The following is a 17698-nucleotide window of genomic DNA, read 5'->3' as shown; positions in this document are numbered from 1 at the left end:
AGCACAGCGCCGAAGGCCTCTGAAGAACGCAACGCCGAAGGTCTCTGAGCGCCTGCCCCGAACGCGGCCCCAGACCGCAGGAGCCTGCCACAGGCCGATGGTCCGGGGTGGCCTCCGTAGGCGCCGGACCTGCTGAGCGCCCCCGGCGGTGGCCGCGCGGTCGCGAGCCGCTCCGCGGACCGGGTCGAAGGCGGGGGCAGCACCCCCGGGAAATGCGCAACGGCGGTGTGCTGGAAGCACACCGCCGTTGACGTTGGTAGCGGGGACAGGATTCGAACCTGCGACCTCTGGGTTATGAGCCCAGCGAGCTACCGAGCTGCTCCACCCCGCGCCGTGTTTTTCTGTTGTGCCGTGAACTCTACACGCCCGTCCGAAGCCCTTCGCAGGGGGGTCGGTTTCGGCGATCATCCCCGCTCAGCGGCCTCGTCGCCGCCACTGCGCGGTGCCGACCGCGCGGCGCGGCCCGCACAGGGAAATGCGCAACGGCGGTGTGCCGGGAGCACACCGCCGTTGACGTTGGTAGCGGGGACAGGATTCGAACCTGCGACCTCTGGGTTATGAGCCCAGCGAGCTACCGAGCTGCTCCACCCCGCGCCGTGTTCTGCTGTTGTGCCATCACTCTAGCGAACCCCACCAGCCTAGTGCAAATCGCCTGGTCGCGGAAGGTGCGCGGCCGTCGACCACCCGAACGGCGGCAGGGCGGTGGTCGCCTCGCGACCACCGCCCTGGCACCTGCGCACCGGCCGGTCAGCCGCCCGCGGCGTTGAGCTCCTCGAAGCGGCGGATCGCCTCGTCGAGCTGCTGGTAGGCGGCGCCGAGATCGGCGAAGTTGCCGGACTGCTGGCCCTGCCGGACCCGCTCCAGCGCCGCGTCGATCTGCTGCACCGCCGCGGACATCTCCGGCGAGTCCTGCCCCGGGGGCTGCTGCCCGGGCGGCTGCTGCTGCCCCGGGTCCTCCGGCGGCTGCTGCGGTCGCTGGTTCGGATCCTGCGCCGCCTGCCCGGCGCCCTGGCCGAAGACCTCGTCCAGCGCGCCTTCCAGCGTCTCGTGGAACCCGACCCGACCGCCGAAGGAGACCAGCACGCGGGCGAGCTGCGGGTACGACTCCGCCTCGTTGCGCTGGATGTAGATCGGCTCGACGTAGAGCAGACCGCCCGCCACCGGCAGCGTGAGCAGGTTCCCGAAGATCGCCGTCACGTTCGGGTTGTTGAACAGCGTCCGGTTCTCGGTGACCTCGGGTGTCGACTCCATCTGGTTCTGCACCTGGTTCGGACCCGGTGTCTGGGTGTTCGTCGGCAGTCTCAGCACCGTGAGGTCGCCGTAGTTCTGCGGATCCGAGGACGCCGTCACCCAGGCCGCCAGGTTCTGCCGCCGCAGCGCCGTCAGCGCGCTGGTGATCTGGAACGTCGGCTGGTCCTGGCCCGGGGTCTGGGCGAGGACGTAGTACGGCGGCTGGTCGGCCGCCTCCGGCGCGCCGGGCCCGCCACCGCCGGTCGGATCGCCGGGCACCTCCCAGAACGTCTGGTTGGAGAAGAAGTCACCCGGGTTGTCGACGTGGTACTCGGTGAGCAGCTGGCGCTGCACCTTGAACAGGTCCTCCGGGTAGCGGAAGTGCTCGCGCAGCTCCGGGCTCACCGCGCTGGCCGGCTTCACCACCCCGGGGAAGACGCCCTGCCACGCCTTGAGCACCGGATCGTTCTCGTTCACCGCGTAGAGGTCCACGGTGCCGTCGTAGGCGTCGACGGTGGCCTTGACCGAGTTGCGGATGTAGTTGACCTGCTGGTTGGGCTGCCTGGCGACCCCGGTGAGGGAGTCGTTGGTGGCCTCGCCCAGCGAGGTCAGCTCCGAGTACGGGTAGTTGTTCAGCGTGGTGTAGCCGTCGATGATCCACTTGATCCGGCCGTCGATCACCGCCGGGTACGGGTCGCCGTCGAGCTTCAGCCACGGCGCCACGTTCTGCACCCGCTCGCGCGGGTTGCGCTCGTAGATCAGCTTCGAGTTCTCCCCGATGACCCCGCTGAACAGGAAGTTCCGCTCGCCGTAGTAGGCGGCGAACACGGCCCGCTGGAAGAGGTTGCCGATCGGGACGCCGCCCTCACCGGTGTAGGTGTACTGCCGGGTGTCGGTGTCGTACTCGCGCGGCGCCTCGCCCGGCTCGCTGCCGACGATCGCGTAGTCCGACACCAGCTCGCCGTAGTACACGCGGGGCTGCTCGACCGGGATCGCGCCCTGGCCGTTGTTGGCCACGTCGCTGATCTCGAAGACCGGGTAGCCGCCCTGGGAGGCCCCCTCGTCGAAGGTCGAGTCCACCCGGTCGGCGGGCGCGGCGATGAAGCCGTTGCCGTGGGTGTAGACGGTGTGCCGGTTCAGCCAGTTCTGCTGGTTGGCGGCCAGCCCGTCGGTGTTGATCTCGCGCAGCGCCACCAGGTAGTCCTGCAGCTGGCCGTTCTCGTCGCGGTAGCGGTCGACGTCCAGCTTCTCGGTGAAGCCGTAGAAGTTGTACTGCTGGGTGAGCTGGGTGAACGTGTCGGACAGCACGTTGGGGTCCAGCAGCCGGATGTTCGGGATGGTGCCCTTGTTGTCGGCGACCGCGGCGGGCGCCAGCTCGGTGCGGCCGGGGTAGTCGACGAAGTCGACCTTGTCGTCGTTGATCCCGAAGGCGTTCTTGGTCGCCTCCAGGTTCCGCTCGATCGACTGGGCCTCGCGCTGGTTGGCGTTCGGCCGGACCGAGAACTGCTCCATCAGGGCCGGCCACACCGCCCCGAGCACCACGCTGGACAGCACCAGCAGCACCGTCGCCAGCGCCGGGATCTGCAGGTTCCGGAAGAAGATCACCGCGAAGAACGCGATCGCGCAGAACACCGCGATGAACACCAGGATCAGCTTCGCGGGCATCACCGCGTTCAGGTCGGTGTAGCTGGCACCGGTGAACAGGTTGCTCCGGTTCGACAGCAGCAGGTCGTACCGGTCGAAGAAGTAGTCGACCGCCTTGAGCAGCACGAACAGACCGGCCAGCACCGCGAGCTGGATCCGCGCGGCGGTGGACAGCTGCCCGGAGCGCCCGGCCAGCCGGATGCCGCCGAAGATGTAGTGCACCACCAGCGCCCCGATGAAGGACACGGCCACCGCGACGAACGCCCAGGTCAGCAGGAAGCGGTAGAACGGGAGCTGGAAGGTGTAGAAGCTGATGTCGTTGCCGAACTCGGGGTCGGTCCGGCCGAACGGCACGCTGTTCACGAAGAGCTGGAAGGTCTGCCAGTCCGCCTGCGCGGCGAGCCCGGCGATCAGCCCGACGAGCACCGGTACGCCGATGGCGAACAGCCGGGAGCGCTCGGTGAGCACCGTCCGGTATCGCGCCAGCGGGTCCTCCGGCCCGCTGACCGGCACGAACACCGGCCGGGCCCGGTAGGCCAGCCACAGGCTGAGGGCGAGCACGCCGCCGACGAAGATCGCGGCCCCGGCGCCGAGCCCCAGCCGGGTCAGGATCTGGGTGGTGAACACCCCCCGGTACCCGACCTCTCCGAACCACAACCAGCTGACATAGGTGCCCAGCAGCCGTGATCCGGCGATCAGGGCGACCAGCACTATGCCGCCCAGGATCAGCAGGATTCGGCTTCGCCGGGACAGTTTCGGCATTCCGACCGGGGGCCGCATGGCCACAGCGCACGCTCCTGGTGACGTTCATCGGGCCTGGGCGGCCGTACCATCCCGGCAGCCCACGTGATGTTCAACTCTACGATGCCACCCGGAAGTTCCCGGAAGCGCCATCGCGAAATGGAAGAAGCGGACAAAGCAGCCCGGAATCATCCCTGGTCGTGGCGCCTGCACCGGTCCCGAGGCGCTGCTGGGAGCATGGCGCCCATGACAACGGAGAGCCCCGCGGAGCTGGTCGAGGCGCTGCCCGCCGCCGCCCGGGAGATCGAGGACTTCGCGCACACCGGCGGCTGGGACCAGCCGACCCAGGTGTTCGCCCTGGTCGCGACCCGCGACCTGCTGGCGGCCGAACCGGGCCTGGCCGACCAGGTCGACCCCGACGCCCCGCTCACCCCCATCGCGCAGGAGTCGCTGCCGAGCGGGGACCTGGCCGAGGCGCTGGCCCAGCTCGAATGGCCGGACCAGGTCACCGGCTGCGCGCTGGTCCAGGAGATCGTGGTGCTCCCGCCGGAGGCCGAGGCCGGACTGCCCGACGACCCGGAGGCGGCGCGGACCGCGGCCGCGGAGCACCCGGACCGCCGGGAGGCCCGGCTGGTCGCGGCGGTGCTGCGCGGCGGCGGCGAGGCCTGCGCGATGCGGCTGCGCGCGACCGGCGACGGCGAGGACGACCTGGTCCAGGGCGCCGAGATCGCGCCCAACCTGCTGCACGCCCTGCACGCCACGTTCGACTGACCGCTGCCGCGCGAGGCCGGGTGCCGCCCGGGAGGGGGCTCAGCAGCCGGCGGGCTGCTGACCGTTGCGCAGGGCCTCCAAGGCGGCCAGCGCCTCGTCGAGGGTGCCGACCTTGGCCAGCTGCAGGCCCTCGGGGGCCTGGGCCGCGGCCTCGGCGCAGTTGCCCGCCGGGACCAGGAAGGTGGTGGCCCCCGCCTCGCGGGCCTTGGTCATCTTGAACGGGATGCCGCCGATCGGGCCGACGTCGCCGGTGGCCGAGATCTCGCCGGTCCCGGCGACGAACCGGCCGCCGTTGAGCTCGCCCGGGGTGAGCTTGTCGATGATCGCCAGCGCGAACATCAGCCCGGCGGACGGACCGCCCACGTCGGCGAGCCGGATCTGCACGTCGAAGTCGACGTCCGCGCGCTCGGCGGCCGCCACCCCGAGGAAGCCCTGCTGGTCGCCGGTGGGGTTCTCGCCGAGCCGCGCGGTCACCGTCCGCGGCTGCTCGTCACCGCGCTGCACCTCGATCGGGACCTCGGTGCCGGGCGTGGTGCCGGTCAGCGCGGTCCGCAGCGCCGCCGCGTCCGGCACCGGCTTGCCGTTCGCCGACAGCACGCGGTCGCCCGGGGCGAGCAGGCCCTCGGCCGGGCTGCCCGGGACGATCCGGTCCACCACGACCTCGGTCGGGTAGCCCAGGTGGCTGAGCGCGGCGGTCTTGGCGACGGTCTGCGAATCGCTGAACGCGGCGGTGTTCTGCTGCTCGATCTCCTGCTCGGTCTTGTCCGGCGGGAAGTACAGCTCGCGGGGCGCCAGCGCGTAGCGACCGCTGACCCACAGCCCGAGCGCGCCGAACATCGACAGGTGGTCGGTCACCGACACCGTCGTCATGTTCAGGTGCCCGGCGGTGGGGTAGGTCCGCTCGCCTTCGACCGAGATCACCGGAGCGCCTCCGTCCGACCCCAGGGTGTTGAAGGTCGGTCCCGGGCCGAGCGCCACGTACGGCACCCGGACGAACGCACCGAGCAGCCCGAATGCGGCGACCAGTACGACACTCGTCAGCAGCGTCCACGTGCGGCGATTCACGAGGCGACAGCCTACGTGTTCGCCCTCGGCGATGTTGGGGCCGCCGGGGGCCGCCACCGGCCCGGACACCTTCAGCAGAGCGGCCCGGGCCGCGTACGGTGGTGTTATGACCAACTTGCCGTTCGGGTTCGGCCCGCAGGACCCCGACGACCCCGACAAGGGGAATTCGTCCGAGGGTGGCTCCGGGGACAAGCCCGGTTTCGGATTCGGCGGCATGCCCGGACCCGGCGGCATGCCGAACTTCGACCTGGGCTCCCTCGGCCAGATGTTGACCCAGCTCGGCCAGGCCCTCAGCCACTCCGGGGCCGGTGGCGACACGGGGCCGGTGAACTACGACCTGGCCAAGCAGCTCGCGGTGCAGCAGCTGCACTCCGGCAACCGCACCGAGCGCCCGAGCCAGGAGCAGGTGCGGGCGGTCGAGGACGCGGTCCGGCTCGCCGAGCTGTGGCTGGACCCCACCACGTCGCTGCCCGCCGGGGTGCGCTCGGTGCAGACCTGGTCGTCGGTGGACTGGGTGGAGAAGACGCTGCCGACCTGGCGGCGGCTCTGCGACCCGGTCGCCCAGCGGATGTCCAACGCCTGGCTGGAGGCGCTGCCCGAGGAGGCCAAGCAGGCCGCCGGGCCGTTGCTGTCGATGCTCGGCCAGATGGGCGGCATGACCTTCGGCTCGCAGCTCGGCAACAGCATGGCGCAGCTCGGCGGCGAGGTGCTGACCTCGACCGACGTCGGCCTGCCGCTGGCCCCGACGGGCACCGCGGCGCTGCTGCCCGCCAACATCGAGCGCTTCGTCGAGGGCCTGGACCGGCCGATCAGCGAGGCCACGGTGTTCCTGGCGGCCCGGGAGGCGGCGCACCACCGGTTGTTCACCCACGTGCCGTGGCTCGGGCAGCGCCTGCTGGCCACCGTCGAGGAGTACGCGCGCGGCATCCACGTCGACACCTCGGCGCTGGAGGAGCTCGCGGGCAAGGTCGACCCGACCAACCCCGAGTCGATGCAGGAGCTGATGGGCTCCGGGATGCTGGAGCCGAAGAACACGCCCGAGCAGCAGGCCGCGCTGAGCCGGCTGGAGACGCTGCTCGCCCTCGTCGAGGGCTGGGTGGACGTGGTCGTCGCGGACGCGATCGGCGAGCGGCTGCCCGGGGCGGGCGCGCTCGGCGAGACCGTGCGGCGGCGCCGCGCCACCGGCGGACCGGCCGAGCAGACCTTCGCCACCCTCATCGGCCTCGAACTGCGCCCCCGGCGGATGCGCGACGCGGCGAACCTGTGGCGGCTGCTCACCGAGCGGCACGGCCTGGAGAGCCGCGACCGGGTCTGGGACCACCCGGACCTGCTGCCCGGCAGCGCCGACCTGGACGAGCCGCTGGACTTCGCCGACCGCTGGGAGTCCGGTTCGGCGGACTTGGACGACCCGATCGCCGCGATCCGCCGCGCGGAAGCCGACGAGCGGGCCCGCGGCGAGGAGGACGACCAGCGCCGCGACGACGAGAGCTGAGGCGAGCGGGCCGCTGCCCGGCAGCGGCCCCGGGCCCGGGAGCGGTCGGCCCGTGCCTGCGCGCGGGTTCTGCGAGCACGGCCCCGCGGGCTCGACGGCGGGCCGCTGAGAGGCGCGCGGGTGCTCAGTCCTCGTCCGCGTCCAGGCCCAGGTCGAGGTGCGCGGCGGCGGAGAGCCCTTCGAGGTAGCCGATGGCCCGCTCGGTCTTCGGGTAGCGCCGCACCCACTTCCAGAAGTCCGCGCCGTGGCCGGGGACCAGCAGGTGCGCCAGCTCGTGCACGAGCACGTAGTCCAACACCCATCCGGGTACATCTCGGAGGCGTCGGCTGACCCGGATCGTTCCCTCGCTCGGGGTGCACGACGCCCACCTCGTGCGCATCGGTGCCACCCACCGGACCCCGCTCGGTTCGGCCCGCCCGTCGAGGTACCGGGCGGCCAGTTCGCGGCACCGCCGCACCAGCGCCTCGTCCGACTCGCGGGCGGGTGAGCGGCGGCGCGTCTCGCTCCGCTGCAACCGGCTCAGCATGTCCGCCACCCAGCGCTTTTCCTCCGCGCGGGACATCCGGGCCGGGAGCAGGACGACGATCTTGTCACCGTCCCGGTAGGCGCTCACCGTCTGCCGACGTCGCTTGCTGCGGCGCACCTCGACCTGGGGTTCAGCCACGATTGGCGACCCTAGCGAGTCGGCCCGACATTGGGAGCCCCCTGTGATCCCCGCCTCAACTCGCGCGGGACCCCGATGACTCCATTCGGCCCAACTCGCGGTGATCTCAATGCCTGCATATGCCGTAGGCCACAGGTACCGTTCCCCACGCCCACCCGGAGTAGGTCCGGAGGCGCGACACGAAGGAGGGGAGCCGTGGCCGAGACGTACAACGGCTACTGCGTCAAGTGCCGTGAGAAGCGCGACTTCTCCGGCGAGGTCTCGGAGACCAACGGTCGCCGGATGGCCAAGGGGACCTGCCCGGTCTGCGGTACCAAGATGACCCGCATCCTCGGCAAGGCGTGACCGGCCCGCGGGTGGGCAGGCGTCGGGCCGCCCACCCGCCTCGGCCGAGGCGGCGATCAGCACCCACGACGTCGCCGCGAACCTCTAGCATGTGACCGGGTGGTTCGGTTCGAATACCTCTTCGGACGTCGAGAGCCCCGCGCGCATCAAGGAGGACTGGTGGCCGAGATCCCCCGCCGGGCGGCGCGCCGCACCGCCAAGCTCGCCAGCCTGCCCCTCGGCGTCGCCGGGCGCGTGGCCGCGGGCTGGGGCAAGCGCCTCACCGGTCAGGACGCCGAGCAGATCAGCGCCGACTTCTCCGCCCGCACCGCCGAACAGCTCTTCGGCGTGCTGGGCCAGCTCAAGGGCGGCGCGATGAAGTTCGGCCAGGCGCTGAGCGTGTTCGAGGCGGCCGTGCCGGAGGAGATGGCCGAGCCGTACCGGGAAGCGCTCACCAAGCTCCAGTCGGCGGCACCGCCGATGCCCGCGGCCGACGTGCGCCGGGTGCTCGACGAACAGCTCGGCACCACCTGGCGGACCCGGTTCGCCGAGTTCGACGAGACCCCGGCCGCCGCGGCCAGCATCGGCCAGGTGCACCGAGCGCGCTGGCACGACGGCCGCGAGGTCGCGGTCAAGGTGCAGTACCCGGGTGCCGACGAGGCGCTGCGCGCCGACCTGCGCCAGCTCCTGCGGTTCACCCGGCTGTTCCAGTCGCTGGCGCCCGGCACCGAGATCAAGCCGCTGCTCACCGAGCTCCAGGACCGGATGGTCGAGGAACTCGACTACCGCGCGGAGGCCGACAACCAGCGGGCCTTCGCCGCCGCGTTCGACGGCGATCCGCGGGTGCTGGTGCCGAAGGTGGTGGCCAGCGCCCCGAAGGTCCTGGTCACCGAGTGGGTCACCGGCACCCCGTTCTCCCGGCTCATCGTCGACGGCACCCGCGAGCAGCGCGACGCCGCCGGTGCGCTGCTCGCCGAGTTCCACTTCTCCTCCCCCGCGCGGTCCGGCATGCTGCACGGCGACCCGCACCCGGGCAACTTCATGCTGCTGCCCGACGGGCGGCTGACGGTGATCGACTTCGGCGCGGTGGCCCGGCTGCCCGACGGCCTGCCCGCGCCGATGGGCCGGATGCTGCGGCTGGCCGCGGAGGACCGCCCCGACGAGCTGCTCGACCTGCTGCGGACCGAGCGGTTCGTGCGGGCCGACCAGGAGGTGACCGCCGACGAGGTGCGGGCCTACCTGGGGCCGTTCGTCGAACCGGCGCGCACCCCGGTGTTCCACTTCACCCGGTCCTGGCTCCAGCGGCAGGCCGAACGGGTCGGCGATCTGAGCGGGCCGGACTTCCGCACCGGCCGGTCGCTGAACCTGCCGCCGGAGTACCTGATGATCCACCGGGTGACCTCCGGCGCCACCGGCATCCTCTGCCAGCTCGACGCCGAGCTGCCCGCCCGCGAGATCATCACCCGGTGGCAACCGGGCTTCGGCGACTGATCCCGCCCACCGGCGCACCCGAGCGGGAACACGCCCGCGAGGCGCCCAGGCCGTCCACCCCGACCAGGTGATCCGCTCGCAGGTGAGGGGCACCTTCATCCGGCATGGTCGGATGCAGGTGCCCCTCACTCACCACCCTTCCGGGTGGTCCGGCGTTGCGGGCCCGAGCGGCTGCGGTGCGTTCAGGCCGGGCGGGTGGCGAGGTGCACCGTGTTGGCGTTGAGGTAGTACACGTCGTCGCGCTTGCCGACGTAGTGCGGTCCGGCGGGGTCGAGGAGCTGCGCCAGGGTGTCCAGGTCCGCCGGGTCGGCGCGGTCCTCGCCGTCGGCGTGCAGCCAGTCGAGCCGGCGCAGCACCGCGTCGAGCACCACGTCGTCGATCGGCGCGGGCCGGTCGATCAGGTAGCTCCAGGTGCGGACGTCGGTCAGCCCGGCGTCGCGCAGCGCCCGCGGCCAGCCGGTGCCCAGCCGCACCGAGCCCGCCATCTCGGCGCGCATCTCCCGGAACCACGCGTCGCGGGCGGCGGTCAACCGCGCTTCGAGACCGGGCTCGCCGAGGCCGAGGTCCCAGGGCAGCACCCGCGGTTCGAGGCCGAACTCCACGAGCACCAGCCGCCCGCCCGGCCGGACCAGCTCGGCGAGCCTGCGCAGCCCCGCGAGCTGGTCGGGCAGGTGGTGCACGACGAAAGCCGCGAAGACCAGGTCCGCCGTCGTGCCGACCGCCGCCGCGAGCCCGTCGTCGGCCGCGTCGGCGAGCACCGTCTGGACCTCCACCTGCCCGAGACCGGCCTCGGTGGCACGGGCACCCGCCTCCGCCAGCAACTGCGGGGCGCCGTCGACGAGGGTGAGCTGCCCGCCGGAGCGGGACAGGGCGGCGGCCAGCGCCGCCGAACCACCGCCCGCACCGGAGCCGATCTCGATCACCGCGCGGTCCTCGGCGCCCAGCACGGCACCGACGAGCTGCGCCGTCTCGGGGGCGGTCAGGTCGTCGGCCGCGCGGAGCTGCTGCAACCGCGTGTCCCAGTCGATGTTGTCGTGCGAATGATGATGTGCCACAACGGAACACTGTACGGCGCGCGGCCCCGGACGACCCGCCGTCCGAGGCCGCGCACCGGTCAGCGCGCGGCCCGCTCGGCGCGCGCCGCGGCGTAGTCGGCGATCCGGCGCCACCACCTCCCGGCGGTGAGGTCGCGGGCTATCCGATGTCGGTGCGCCTCGGCCATCAACTCGCGACTTCGGATCTCGTGCAGGTGTTCGGGCAGGTACATCTGGATCTCGCTCCCGTGCGTTCCGGTGGTGCCGGTGGTGGTGTGCCGGATGTCGGTCATGCCGCTCGCTCCTGACGTCGTGCGGCGGCCGGCTCCACCGGTGCCGCGTTCTTGCGGGGACGGCCGCGCGGCCGCTTGCGGGCGATCACCGCACCGCGTTCCAGGATTTCGCCGCCCCAGACGCCCCACGGCTCGCCTCGGGACAGGGCGCCGGCCAGGCAGGCCGAGCGGATCGGGCAGTCGGCGCAGCGGGCCTTGGCCAGCTCCAGCTCCTGGGGGTTCTCCGCGAACCACAGGTCGGGGTCGGCGCTGCACGGCAGCTCCTCCCCCGCTCCGATCGGCGCCGTCAACAAGGACGCGACCGACTCGGTTTCCTGCTCCGCGTCGTCGTGCGAGGAACCCGACCCGGCTGTCGGAACACTCGCGGTCAACATACGACTTCCTCCTGTGATCGTGCTGGGGCCTGTTGTTGTGCTGTCGCGATGAGGAGGGTTCGAACGACGACGAAAAGGCCGCGAACCCGATGGCTGGGTCCGCGGCCTTGGTGAGCCTGGAGGCGTTGCCTAGATCAGTGGATCGAGGACACGCCGGCGCGCGGACCAGCGCAGACCCGGAACGGTCTGCCAGAGCGCGTAGAAGGAGCGCGGCTTGGCCGCGCGGAAGCGGATCGAGAACGCATCAGTTGCCGGAGACATTCCGATGCCCCGAACCACGAGGTGGCCCGGGTACCCGAAGTCGACGATCTTCTTCACCGGAGCCACCTCCTTCCTGGGGATTCGGGCCGCAGTCACTCCGCGGCCCCACGCTCATGCAGGTTATTCGGCCCGGCGCACCGGCCGCAACGCATTTTTCGAAGATTTCCGGTAGTCACCCGAAAGACGGGTGTGAGCTGCGACAACGCGGCTCAGAGTTCGCGTGGAGAGGGGCTGCCGTTGCGAGCGGTGTCCACGTGGATGAGCCGCAAGGCGGAGGAAGGAGTCGCAGCGGAGCTGCGGCGACTGACGACAACGCAGCGGATCGCCGCGTGGAAACCGCGCAGCAGGCTCCGCCCTCTCCGCGCGGACTCTCAGGGCCGCTCGCCCTGCACCAGCGCGAGCACGTCGGCGCCGAACTTCTCCAGCTTCGAGGCCCCGATCCCGGAGATCCCGACCAGCGATCCCACGTCCGCCGGCCGCTGCTCGGCGATCGCGGTCAGGGTGGCGTCGGTGAACACCACGTAGGCGGGCACCTTGAGCTGCCGGGCCCGCTCGCCGCGCCACGCCTTGAGCCGCACCAGCAGGTCTTCGTCCACATCGGACGGGCAGGTCGAGCAGCGGCCGAGCTTGATCTCCAGCGTGCCGGACAGCGCGGACTCGCAGATCCGGCACCGCGGGGTGGTCGCCTTGGCGCGCGGCTGCGCCTCCTGCTGCTGGCGACCGCGCACCGGCAGCGCCGCCGGGTGGTCGTCCGGCACGAGCCCGTGCAGGAACCGGCTGCGCCTGCGGAACCGGCGCCCGCCCGCGCGGGCCAGCGCCCACGACAGGTGCAGGTGCTCGCGGGCGCGGGTGGCCCCGACGTAGAGCAGCCGGCGCTCCTCCTCGACGGCGGCGTCGGTGTCGGCGTGCTGGATCGGCAGCGTGCCCTCGACCAGGCCGACCAGGAACACCGCGTCCCACTCCAGGCCCTTGGCCGCGTGCAGCGACGCCAGCGTGACGCCCTCCACCGTCGGCGGGTGCTGCGACTCGGCCCGGCCCGCCAGCTCGGCGGCGTAGCGCCGCAGCCCCGCCTCGGGTACCGCGGCCACCAGCTCCTCGGCCAGCTCCACCAGCGCGATCAGCGACTCCCAGCGCTCCCGCGCCGCCCCGCCCGCGGGCGGCTCGTCGGTCAGGCCCACCTCGCGCAGCGCGTCGCGCACCGCGCCGGGCAGGTCGTCGACCTCGTCGTCGGCCGCCGCCGCACCGCGCAGCACCACCATCGCCTGCCGGACCTCGGGGCGGGCGAAGAACCGCTCCCCGCCGCGCACCTGGTACGGGATCTCCGCGTCCGACAGCGCCTGCTCGTAGACCTCGGACTGGGCGTTGACCCGGAACAGCACCGCGATCTCGGACAGCGGCACCCCGCGCCCGGCCAGCGCGGCGATCTTGCGGGTGATCGCCTCCGCCTCCTCGGCCTCGTCGTCGTACTCGGCGAAGTCCGGGCGCGGGCCGTCGGGGCGCTGACCGACCAGCTTCAGCCGGGTGCCCGCCGGGCGTTCCCGGGCGGCGCCGATGACCCGGTTGGCCAGCTCCACCACCTGCGGCGTGGAGCGGTAGTCGCGTTCCAGGCGGACCACGGCCGCCTCCGGGAACCGGCGCGCGAAACCTATCAGCCAGCGCGGCGAGGCACCGGCGAAGGAGTAGATGGTCTGGTTGGCGTCGCCGACGACGGTGAGGTCGTCGCGGGGTCCGAGCCAGGCGTCCAGCACCCGCTGCTGGAGCGGGTTGACGTCCTGGTACTCGTCGACGACGAACGAGCGGTACTGGGCGCGGAACTCCTCGGCGACCTCGGGCTGGTCCTCCAGGATCGCCGCGATGTGCAGCAGCAGGTCGTCGAAGTCGAGCGACTGGGCGCGGTTCTTCAGCGCCTCGTACCCGGCGAAGACCCGGGTGAACTGGGCGGGCACCACCGGCGGCTCCCGGCCGGCCCGGGCGGCGGCCTCCGGGTACTGCTCGGGGCCGATCAACGACGACTTGGCCCACTCGATCTCACCGGCGAGGTCGCGCACGTCCTCGCGCTCGGTGGACAGCCCGAGCTTGTTCGCGGCGTTGGCGACCAGCCGGAACTTGTTGTCCATGAGCTGCCACATGCCGGTGTCGTGCACCCGCGGCCAGAAGTAGCGCAACTGCCGGAAGGCCGCGGCGTGGAACGTCTGCGCCTGCACCCCGCCCGCGCCGAGCGCGCGCAGGCGGGTGCGCATCTCACCGGCGGCCCGGGCGGTGAACGTCACGGCCAGCACCTGCCGGGGGACGACCAGTCCGCGCTGCACGAGGTAGGCGATGCGGTGGGTGATCGTCCGGGTCTTGCCGGTGCCCGCCCCGGCCAGCACGCACACCGGTCCGCGCGGTGCGGCGACCGCCTGCCGCTGCTCCGGATCCAGTCCTTCCAGGAGTCGCGGTTGCTCGGCCATGCCCGGCATCCTCGCAGATCCGCACCGCCCGGCCGACCGCACACCCCGCCGACGGCCCTCCCCCGCACTTCACCCGGAAGGGTCATGAGTGAGGGGCACCCTTGCCCAAGTTACTGGGACAAGGGTGCCCCTCACCTGGGAAAGATCACTTGGTCGGGGTCACTTCCAGATGGCCCAGCCGCGGATCATGCGGTGCGCGATCGACACGCTCGGCGGCAGCCGCAGCCCGTCCACGGCGTCGCCCTCCGAGTCCAGCGCCGCGAGCACGACGTCCCGGTGCACCCAGCGGGCGTCCTCGATCTCCCCGTCGGCGGGGGTGATGGCGGCGTCCCGGTCGGCGGTGGCGGCGAAGCCGAGCATGAGCGAACGCGGGAACGGCCAGGGCTGGCTGCCCAGGTAGCGCACGTCGGTGACCGGGACCCCGACCTCCTCCAGGGCCTCCCGCTCGACGCAGGCCTCCAGCGACTCGCCGACCTCGACGAACCCGGCGATGACCGAGTACCGGTCCGGCGGCCACACCGGTTGCCGGGCCAGCAGCACGTGGTCCGCGCCGTCGTGGATCAGGCAGATCACGGCCGGATCGGTGCGCGGGTACTCCTCGCGGTCGCAGCCGGTGCAGGTGCGGGCCCACCCGGTGCGCACCGGGACGGTGGCCGCGCCGCAGATCGCGCAGTAGCGGGCGTTGTCGTGCCAGCCGAGCAGCCCGACGGCGGTGGTGAGCAGCCCCGCGTCGGTGTCGGACAGCAGCGCGCCGCCGCTGCGCAGGTTGATCCAGCCGTCCTGGGCGCCGTCGTGCTCGGTGCGCATCGCCCAGTAGCTGGTGCCGTCCTGGACGCCGAGCAGCACCGAGTGCGGCGCCGGGCCGTCGCCGAAGTCGACCGCCGGTTGCAGGTCGAGCCGGGATTCCGCGTCGATCGGGGTGCGGCCGCGGGCGTCGACCAGCAGCATCCGCCCGGACGTCCACATCTCGGCCCCGCCGTCCGGCGTGTCCCGCAGGCCCTCCCGGCGGTCCACCGTGGACCGGGACAGCAGCGGTGCGGCGTCGAGCGGGAAGCTCCCCGGCCCGGCGGTCGCGTCACGGCTCATCGGTCACCTCGCGCGCTCACGGCAGCTCCACCCCGCCCAGCATCCGGAGCTGGTCGGCCAGCACGTCGGCGTCACCGACCACGATCCCGGTGAACGCGGTCGGCGCGAACAGCGCGGCGGCCTCGGCGATCTGCTCCACGGTGACCGCGCGCAGCCGGTCCGGGTGCGCGCCGAGCCAGTCGGCGCCGAGGCCGGAGGCGGCCAGCGCCATCAGCATCGACGCCATGCCGGACTGCGAGGACGTCGAGGTGAGCAGCCCGCCGATGGCGTACTGCCGGGCCGATTCGACCTCCTCCGGGGTCGGCGGGGTCAGCGCCATCCGGGCGAACTCGTAGCGGATCTCCAGCAGCGCCGCCGCGGTGACCTCGCTGGCCGTGTCGGCGTCCACCAGCAGCGTGCCGTTGCCGGGGGTGAACTCGAACGACGAGTGCGCGCCGTAGGTGTAGCCCTTGTCCTCGCGGATGTTCTCGACCAGCCGGGACGAGAAGTAGCCGCCGAAGACCAGGTTCGCGACCTGCAGCGCCGGGTAGCGCTCGTCGGTGCGCGGCAGGGCCTGCGCGGAGAACCGGAGCTGCGACTGCACGGCGCCCGGCCGGTGCACCAGCCGCACCGGACCGCCGGTGACCACCGGCAGCGCGGGCAGCTCGAAGGCGGCGCCCGGGGAGTCCCAGGAGTCGAACGCGCGCGCCACGTCGGCCACGGCCCGCTCCGGATCGATGTCGCCGACCAGCACCAGCACCGACCCGCGCGGCAGCACGGACTCCCGGTGCAGCCGCCGGACCTCCTCGGCGGTGACCGCGGCGACGTCGTCGGCGTCGGGCACCTCGCGGACGAACGGGTGGTCGCCGTAGCGGTGCCGCTGCAACTCCTCGCGGGCGATGGTGCGGGGCTGCGAGCGGGCCACCGAGATCCGCTCGACGAGCCGGGTCCGCTCGCCCTCGACCTCCTCGTCGCGGTACACGGCGCCGGTCAGCGCGTCGGCGAGCACGTCGAGCAGCGTGTCCAGGCCGTCGGCCAGCGCGTCCCCGCCGATGCTCAGCCGCTCCGGGTCGACGACCGCGTGCAGGTCGGCGCCCGCCTCGGCCAGGTCGGTGTCCACCTGGAACCGGTCCCGCCGCTCGGTGCCGGTGAGCAGCGTCTCGGCCAGCACCTCGGCGCGCGCCGGGTGCTCCGGGGCCTGTCCGGCGAACGGGATGCGCATCCGCAGCTCGACCATCGGGACCACGCCGTGCCGGGCCGCGATCACCCGCAGGCCGTTGTCCAGCACGGTGTCCACGGCCTCCGGGGTGCGTCCCGGGGGCGGTTCGGCCAGCGGCGGCAGCGGGCGCGGGCCGAGCTCGGTGCGGCCGATCTCCTCGGCGCTGCGGTGCGTTGCGCGGGTCATGCCGCCCCTCCAGTGGGTTGGATCTCGAGCACCGCGCGGGCGTCGGCGCGCATCGCCTTCGCCGCGGCGGCCACGTCGTCGGCGCTGATCTCACCGATGCGGGCGGGCAGCTCGGAGATGAGCTCCGCGCGCCCGTGCAGCAGCTCGGCGCTGCCCAGGTCGAGGGTCCGCGAGATCACCCGGTCGTGCTCCCGGTACAGGCTGGCCGACCAGCGGGCGGTGACCCTGGACAGCTCCTCGGCGGCGGGGCCGTGGGCGGCGAGGTCGTCGAGCACCTCGTCGATGGCCCCGATCACGCGCTCCACCCCGACGTCGGGGGTGTGGATCGCGGTGAAGGTGAAGGTGTCCGGGTCGCGGGCGTCCAGCGGCGCACCCATCAGCCCGGCGCCGGCGTGCACGTCGACCACGAGCTGATCGCGGAAGACGAGCCGCTGCTGCAACCGGGAGGCGTCGCCGTCGGTGAGGATCGCGGCCAGCACCACGTTGGCGAGGTAGGCGTCGAGCTCACCGACCGGGTCCGGCAGCCGGTAGCCGAGGGCCACCGCGGGCAGCGGGGCGTGCGGGTCGGAGTGCGCGCCGCGCAGCTCGGTGGCGGGCGCCGGCTCGGCGAACGACGGGCGGACCGGCACCTCGCGGGCGGGCACGTCGCCGAAGTGGCGCTGCACCAGCTCGACGGTCCGGTCGACGTCGAGGTCCCCGGCGACGGTGAGCACCGCGTTGCCCGGCGCGTAGAAGGTGTCGAAGAACGCGGCGCAGTCGTCGACCGTCGCCTGCTCCAGGTCGGTGAAGTCGCCGTAGCCGTTGTGCGCGTTGGGGAACGTCGAGTACAGCACCGGCGGCAGCAGGATCCACGGGAACCCGCCGTAGGGGCGGTTCAGGACGTTGAGCCGGATCTCCTCCTTGACCACGTCGACCTGGTTGCGCAGGTTCTCCTCGGTGATCTTCGGCGCCCGCATCCGGTCCGCCTCGAGGAACAGCCCGCGCTCCAGCGCCTCCGACGGCAGCACCTGGTGGTAGTCGGTGTAGTCCTGGTGCGTCGAACCGTTGAACGTGCCGCCGGAGCCCTGCACGTGGCGGAAGTGCGCGAGCTTCTCCAGGCTTTCGCTGCCCTGGAACATCAGGTGTTCGAAGAGGTGCGCGAAGCCGGTGCGCCCTTCCGGCTCGGAGCGGAAGCCCACGTCGTAGTGCACGCTGACACCGACCACGGGAGCCCGCCCTGCTCGTTGGCCCGCCGCCGAGTCCGGTGCCAGCACCACGCGCAGCCCATTGGGCAAGGTGACGCGATGCAGCTCTGGTTCGACCATGCGTGCAGCCTACGTGCGTCCGGGCCCCCGGCGCCCGCCCCCTTCCGGACGCCGCGGGCGCTTCCGCCGATGGCCCGGACCGCGGCGGCG

The 17698-nt window shown here is 72.7% G+C and carries 15 protein-coding genes and 2 tRNA genes; 4 read left to right on the top strand and 13 right to left on the bottom strand.

All coding sequences use genetic code 11. The annotated features are described in order from the left end of the window. Window positions 1-254: 254 nt before the first annotated feature. The 3 genes from ABD976_RS17275 to ABD976_RS17265 all read right to left on the bottom strand — a co-directional run bounded on the left by ABD976_RS17275 (window position 255) and on the right by ABD976_RS17265 (window position 3654). Window positions 255-331 (bottom strand) — tRNA-Met (locus tag ABD976_RS17275). Between the two features lie 186 nt (window positions 332-517). Continuing rightward, window positions 518-594: transfer RNA gene (locus ABD976_RS17270), tRNA-Met, on the bottom strand. Between the two features lie 153 nt (window positions 595-747). Beyond that, on the bottom strand, window positions 748-3654 hold the full coding sequence (locus ABD976_RS17265) for a UPF0182 family protein (protein WP_345364395.1): 2907 nt from the start codon (window positions 3652-3654) through the stop codon (window positions 748-750). A gap of 198 nt (window positions 3655-3852) precedes the next feature. Between ABD976_RS17265 and ABD976_RS17260 the strand changes: the two genes are divergently transcribed. Then, window positions 3853-4386 (top strand): PPA1309 family protein, encoded by a 534-nt coding sequence (locus tag ABD976_RS17260; RefSeq protein WP_369775671.1) that lies wholly within the window; start codon window positions 3853-3855, stop codon window positions 4384-4386. Between the two features lie 39 nt (window positions 4387-4425). Here the strand turns inward: ABD976_RS17260 and ABD976_RS17255 are convergent, their stop codons facing one another. Next, entirely contained in the window at window positions 4426-5451 is a 1026-nt protein-coding gene (locus tag ABD976_RS17255; protein ID WP_345364353.1) for a YlbL family protein, read from the bottom strand. 106 nt (window positions 5452-5557) lie between these two features. On the opposite strand from ABD976_RS17255, the gene ABD976_RS17250 reads away from it, so the two are divergent. Continuing rightward, window positions 5558-6943, top strand: a complete 1386-nt coding sequence (locus ABD976_RS17250; protein ID WP_345364351.1) for a zinc-dependent metalloprotease — start codon at window positions 5558-5560, stop codon at window positions 6941-6943. Window positions 6944-7067: 124 nt separating this feature from the next. On the opposite strand, the gene ABD976_RS17245 is transcribed toward ABD976_RS17250, so the two are convergent. Then, complete coding sequence (locus ABD976_RS17245) at window positions 7068-7607, bottom strand: M48 metallopeptidase family protein (RefSeq protein WP_345364349.1); 540 nt, start codon at window positions 7605-7607, stop codon at window positions 7068-7070. A 195-nt stretch (window positions 7608-7802) separates the two neighbouring features. On the opposite strand from ABD976_RS17245, the gene ABD976_RS17240 reads away from it, so the two are divergent. Continuing rightward, window positions 7803-7952, top strand: coding sequence for a DUF5679 domain-containing protein (locus tag ABD976_RS17240; RefSeq protein WP_010693945.1), 150 nt, complete (start codon window positions 7803-7805; stop codon window positions 7950-7952). Window positions 7953-8111: 159 nt separating this feature from the next. Next, window positions 8112-9422 (top strand): ABC1 kinase family protein, encoded by a 1311-nt coding sequence (locus ABD976_RS17235; RefSeq protein ID WP_345364347.1) that lies wholly within the window; start codon window positions 8112-8114, stop codon window positions 9420-9422. Between the two features lie 182 nt (window positions 9423-9604). Here ABD976_RS17235 and ABD976_RS17230 read toward each other — a convergent pair whose 3' ends face one another. The 8 genes from ABD976_RS17230 to ABD976_RS17195 all read right to left on the bottom strand — a co-directional run bounded on the left by ABD976_RS17230 (window position 9605) and on the right by ABD976_RS17195 (window position 17608). After that, window positions 9605-10477, bottom strand: a complete 873-nt coding sequence (locus ABD976_RS17230; protein WP_345364345.1) for a class I SAM-dependent methyltransferase — start codon at window positions 10475-10477, stop codon at window positions 9605-9607. Between the two features lie 59 nt (window positions 10478-10536). Next, window positions 10537-10749 carry a hypothetical protein gene (locus ABD976_RS17225; protein WP_345364343.1) on the bottom strand — a complete coding sequence of 71 codons (213 nt, stop codon included), beginning with the start codon at window positions 10747-10749 and terminating at the stop codon, window positions 10537-10539. After that, complete coding sequence (locus ABD976_RS17220; protein WP_345364341.1) at window positions 10746-11123, bottom strand: WhiB family transcriptional regulator; 378 nt, start codon at window positions 11121-11123, stop codon at window positions 10746-10748. The genes ABD976_RS17225 and ABD976_RS17220 overlap by 4 nt, the downstream gene beginning before the upstream one ends. Window positions 11124-11252: 129 nt before the next feature. Further along, window positions 11253-11441: a hypothetical protein gene (locus ABD976_RS17215; protein ID WP_345364338.1), complete on the bottom strand. Its 189-nt coding sequence runs from the start codon at window positions 11439-11441 to the stop codon at window positions 11253-11255. Window positions 11442-11755: 314 nt separating this feature from the next. Next, window positions 11756-13834 (bottom strand): ATP-dependent DNA helicase UvrD2, encoded by a 2079-nt coding sequence (locus ABD976_RS17210; RefSeq protein WP_345364335.1) that lies wholly within the window; start codon window positions 13832-13834, stop codon window positions 11756-11758. Between the two features lie 159 nt (window positions 13835-13993). Further along, entirely contained in the window at window positions 13994-14920 is a 927-nt protein-coding gene (nudC, locus tag ABD976_RS17205; protein ID WP_345364333.1) for an NAD(+) diphosphatase, read from the bottom strand. A 16-nt stretch (window positions 14921-14936) separates the two neighbouring features. Beyond that, complete coding sequence (locus ABD976_RS17200) at window positions 14937-16304, bottom strand: M16 family metallopeptidase (RefSeq protein WP_345364331.1); 1368 nt, start codon at window positions 16302-16304, stop codon at window positions 14937-14939. After that, window positions 16301-17608: a M16 family metallopeptidase gene (locus ABD976_RS17195; RefSeq protein ID WP_345364329.1), complete on the bottom strand. Its 1308-nt coding sequence runs from the start codon at window positions 17606-17608 to the stop codon at window positions 16301-16303. Before ABD976_RS17195 ends, ABD976_RS17200 begins: the two co-directional genes overlap by 4 nt. Window positions 17609-17698 lie beyond the last annotated feature (90 nt).

Source organism: Saccharopolyspora cebuensis (assembly GCF_039542665.1).
Classification (GTDB): domain Bacteria; phylum Actinomycetota; class Actinomycetes; order Mycobacteriales; family Pseudonocardiaceae; genus Saccharopolyspora; species Saccharopolyspora cebuensis.
The sequence above is the reverse complement of the archived record's forward strand: the minus strand, read 5'-3'. Positions and strand labels throughout refer to the sequence as shown.

Bases quoted from the DNA above. Each gene is read 5' to 3' on its own strand.
- ABD976_RS17265 (WP_345364395.1), bottom strand. From the start codon at position 3,654: ATGCGGCCCCCGGTCGGAATGCCGAAACTGTCCCGGCGAAGCCGAATC.
- ABD976_RS17260 (WP_369775671.1), top strand. From the start codon at position 3,853: ATGGCGCCCATGACAACGGAGAGCCCCGCGGAGCTGGTCGAGGCGCTG.
- ABD976_RS17250 (WP_345364351.1), top strand. From the start codon at position 5,558: ATGACCAACTTGCCGTTCGGGTTCGGCCCGCAGGACCCCGACGACCCC.
- ABD976_RS17225 (WP_345364343.1), bottom strand. From the start codon at position 10,749: ATGACCGACATCCGGCACACCACCACCGGCACCACCGGAACGCACGGG.
- ABD976_RS17220 (WP_345364341.1), bottom strand. From the start codon at position 11,123: ATGTTGACCGCGAGTGTTCCGACAGCCGGGTCGGGTTCCTCGCACGAC.
- ABD976_RS17210 (WP_345364335.1), bottom strand. From the start codon at position 13,834: ATGGCCGAGCAACCGCGACTCCTGGAAGGACTGGATCCGGAGCAGCGG.
- nudC (WP_345364333.1), bottom strand. From the start codon at position 14,920: ATGAGCCGTGACGCGACCGCCGGGCCGGGGAGCTTCCCGCTCGACGCC.
- ABD976_RS17200 (WP_345364331.1), bottom strand. From the start codon at position 16,304: ATGACCCGCGCAACGCACCGCAGCGCCGAGGAGATCGGCCGCACCGAG.
- ABD976_RS17195 (WP_345364329.1), bottom strand. From the start codon at position 17,608: ATGGTCGAACCAGAGCTGCATCGCGTCACCTTGCCCAATGGGCTGCGC.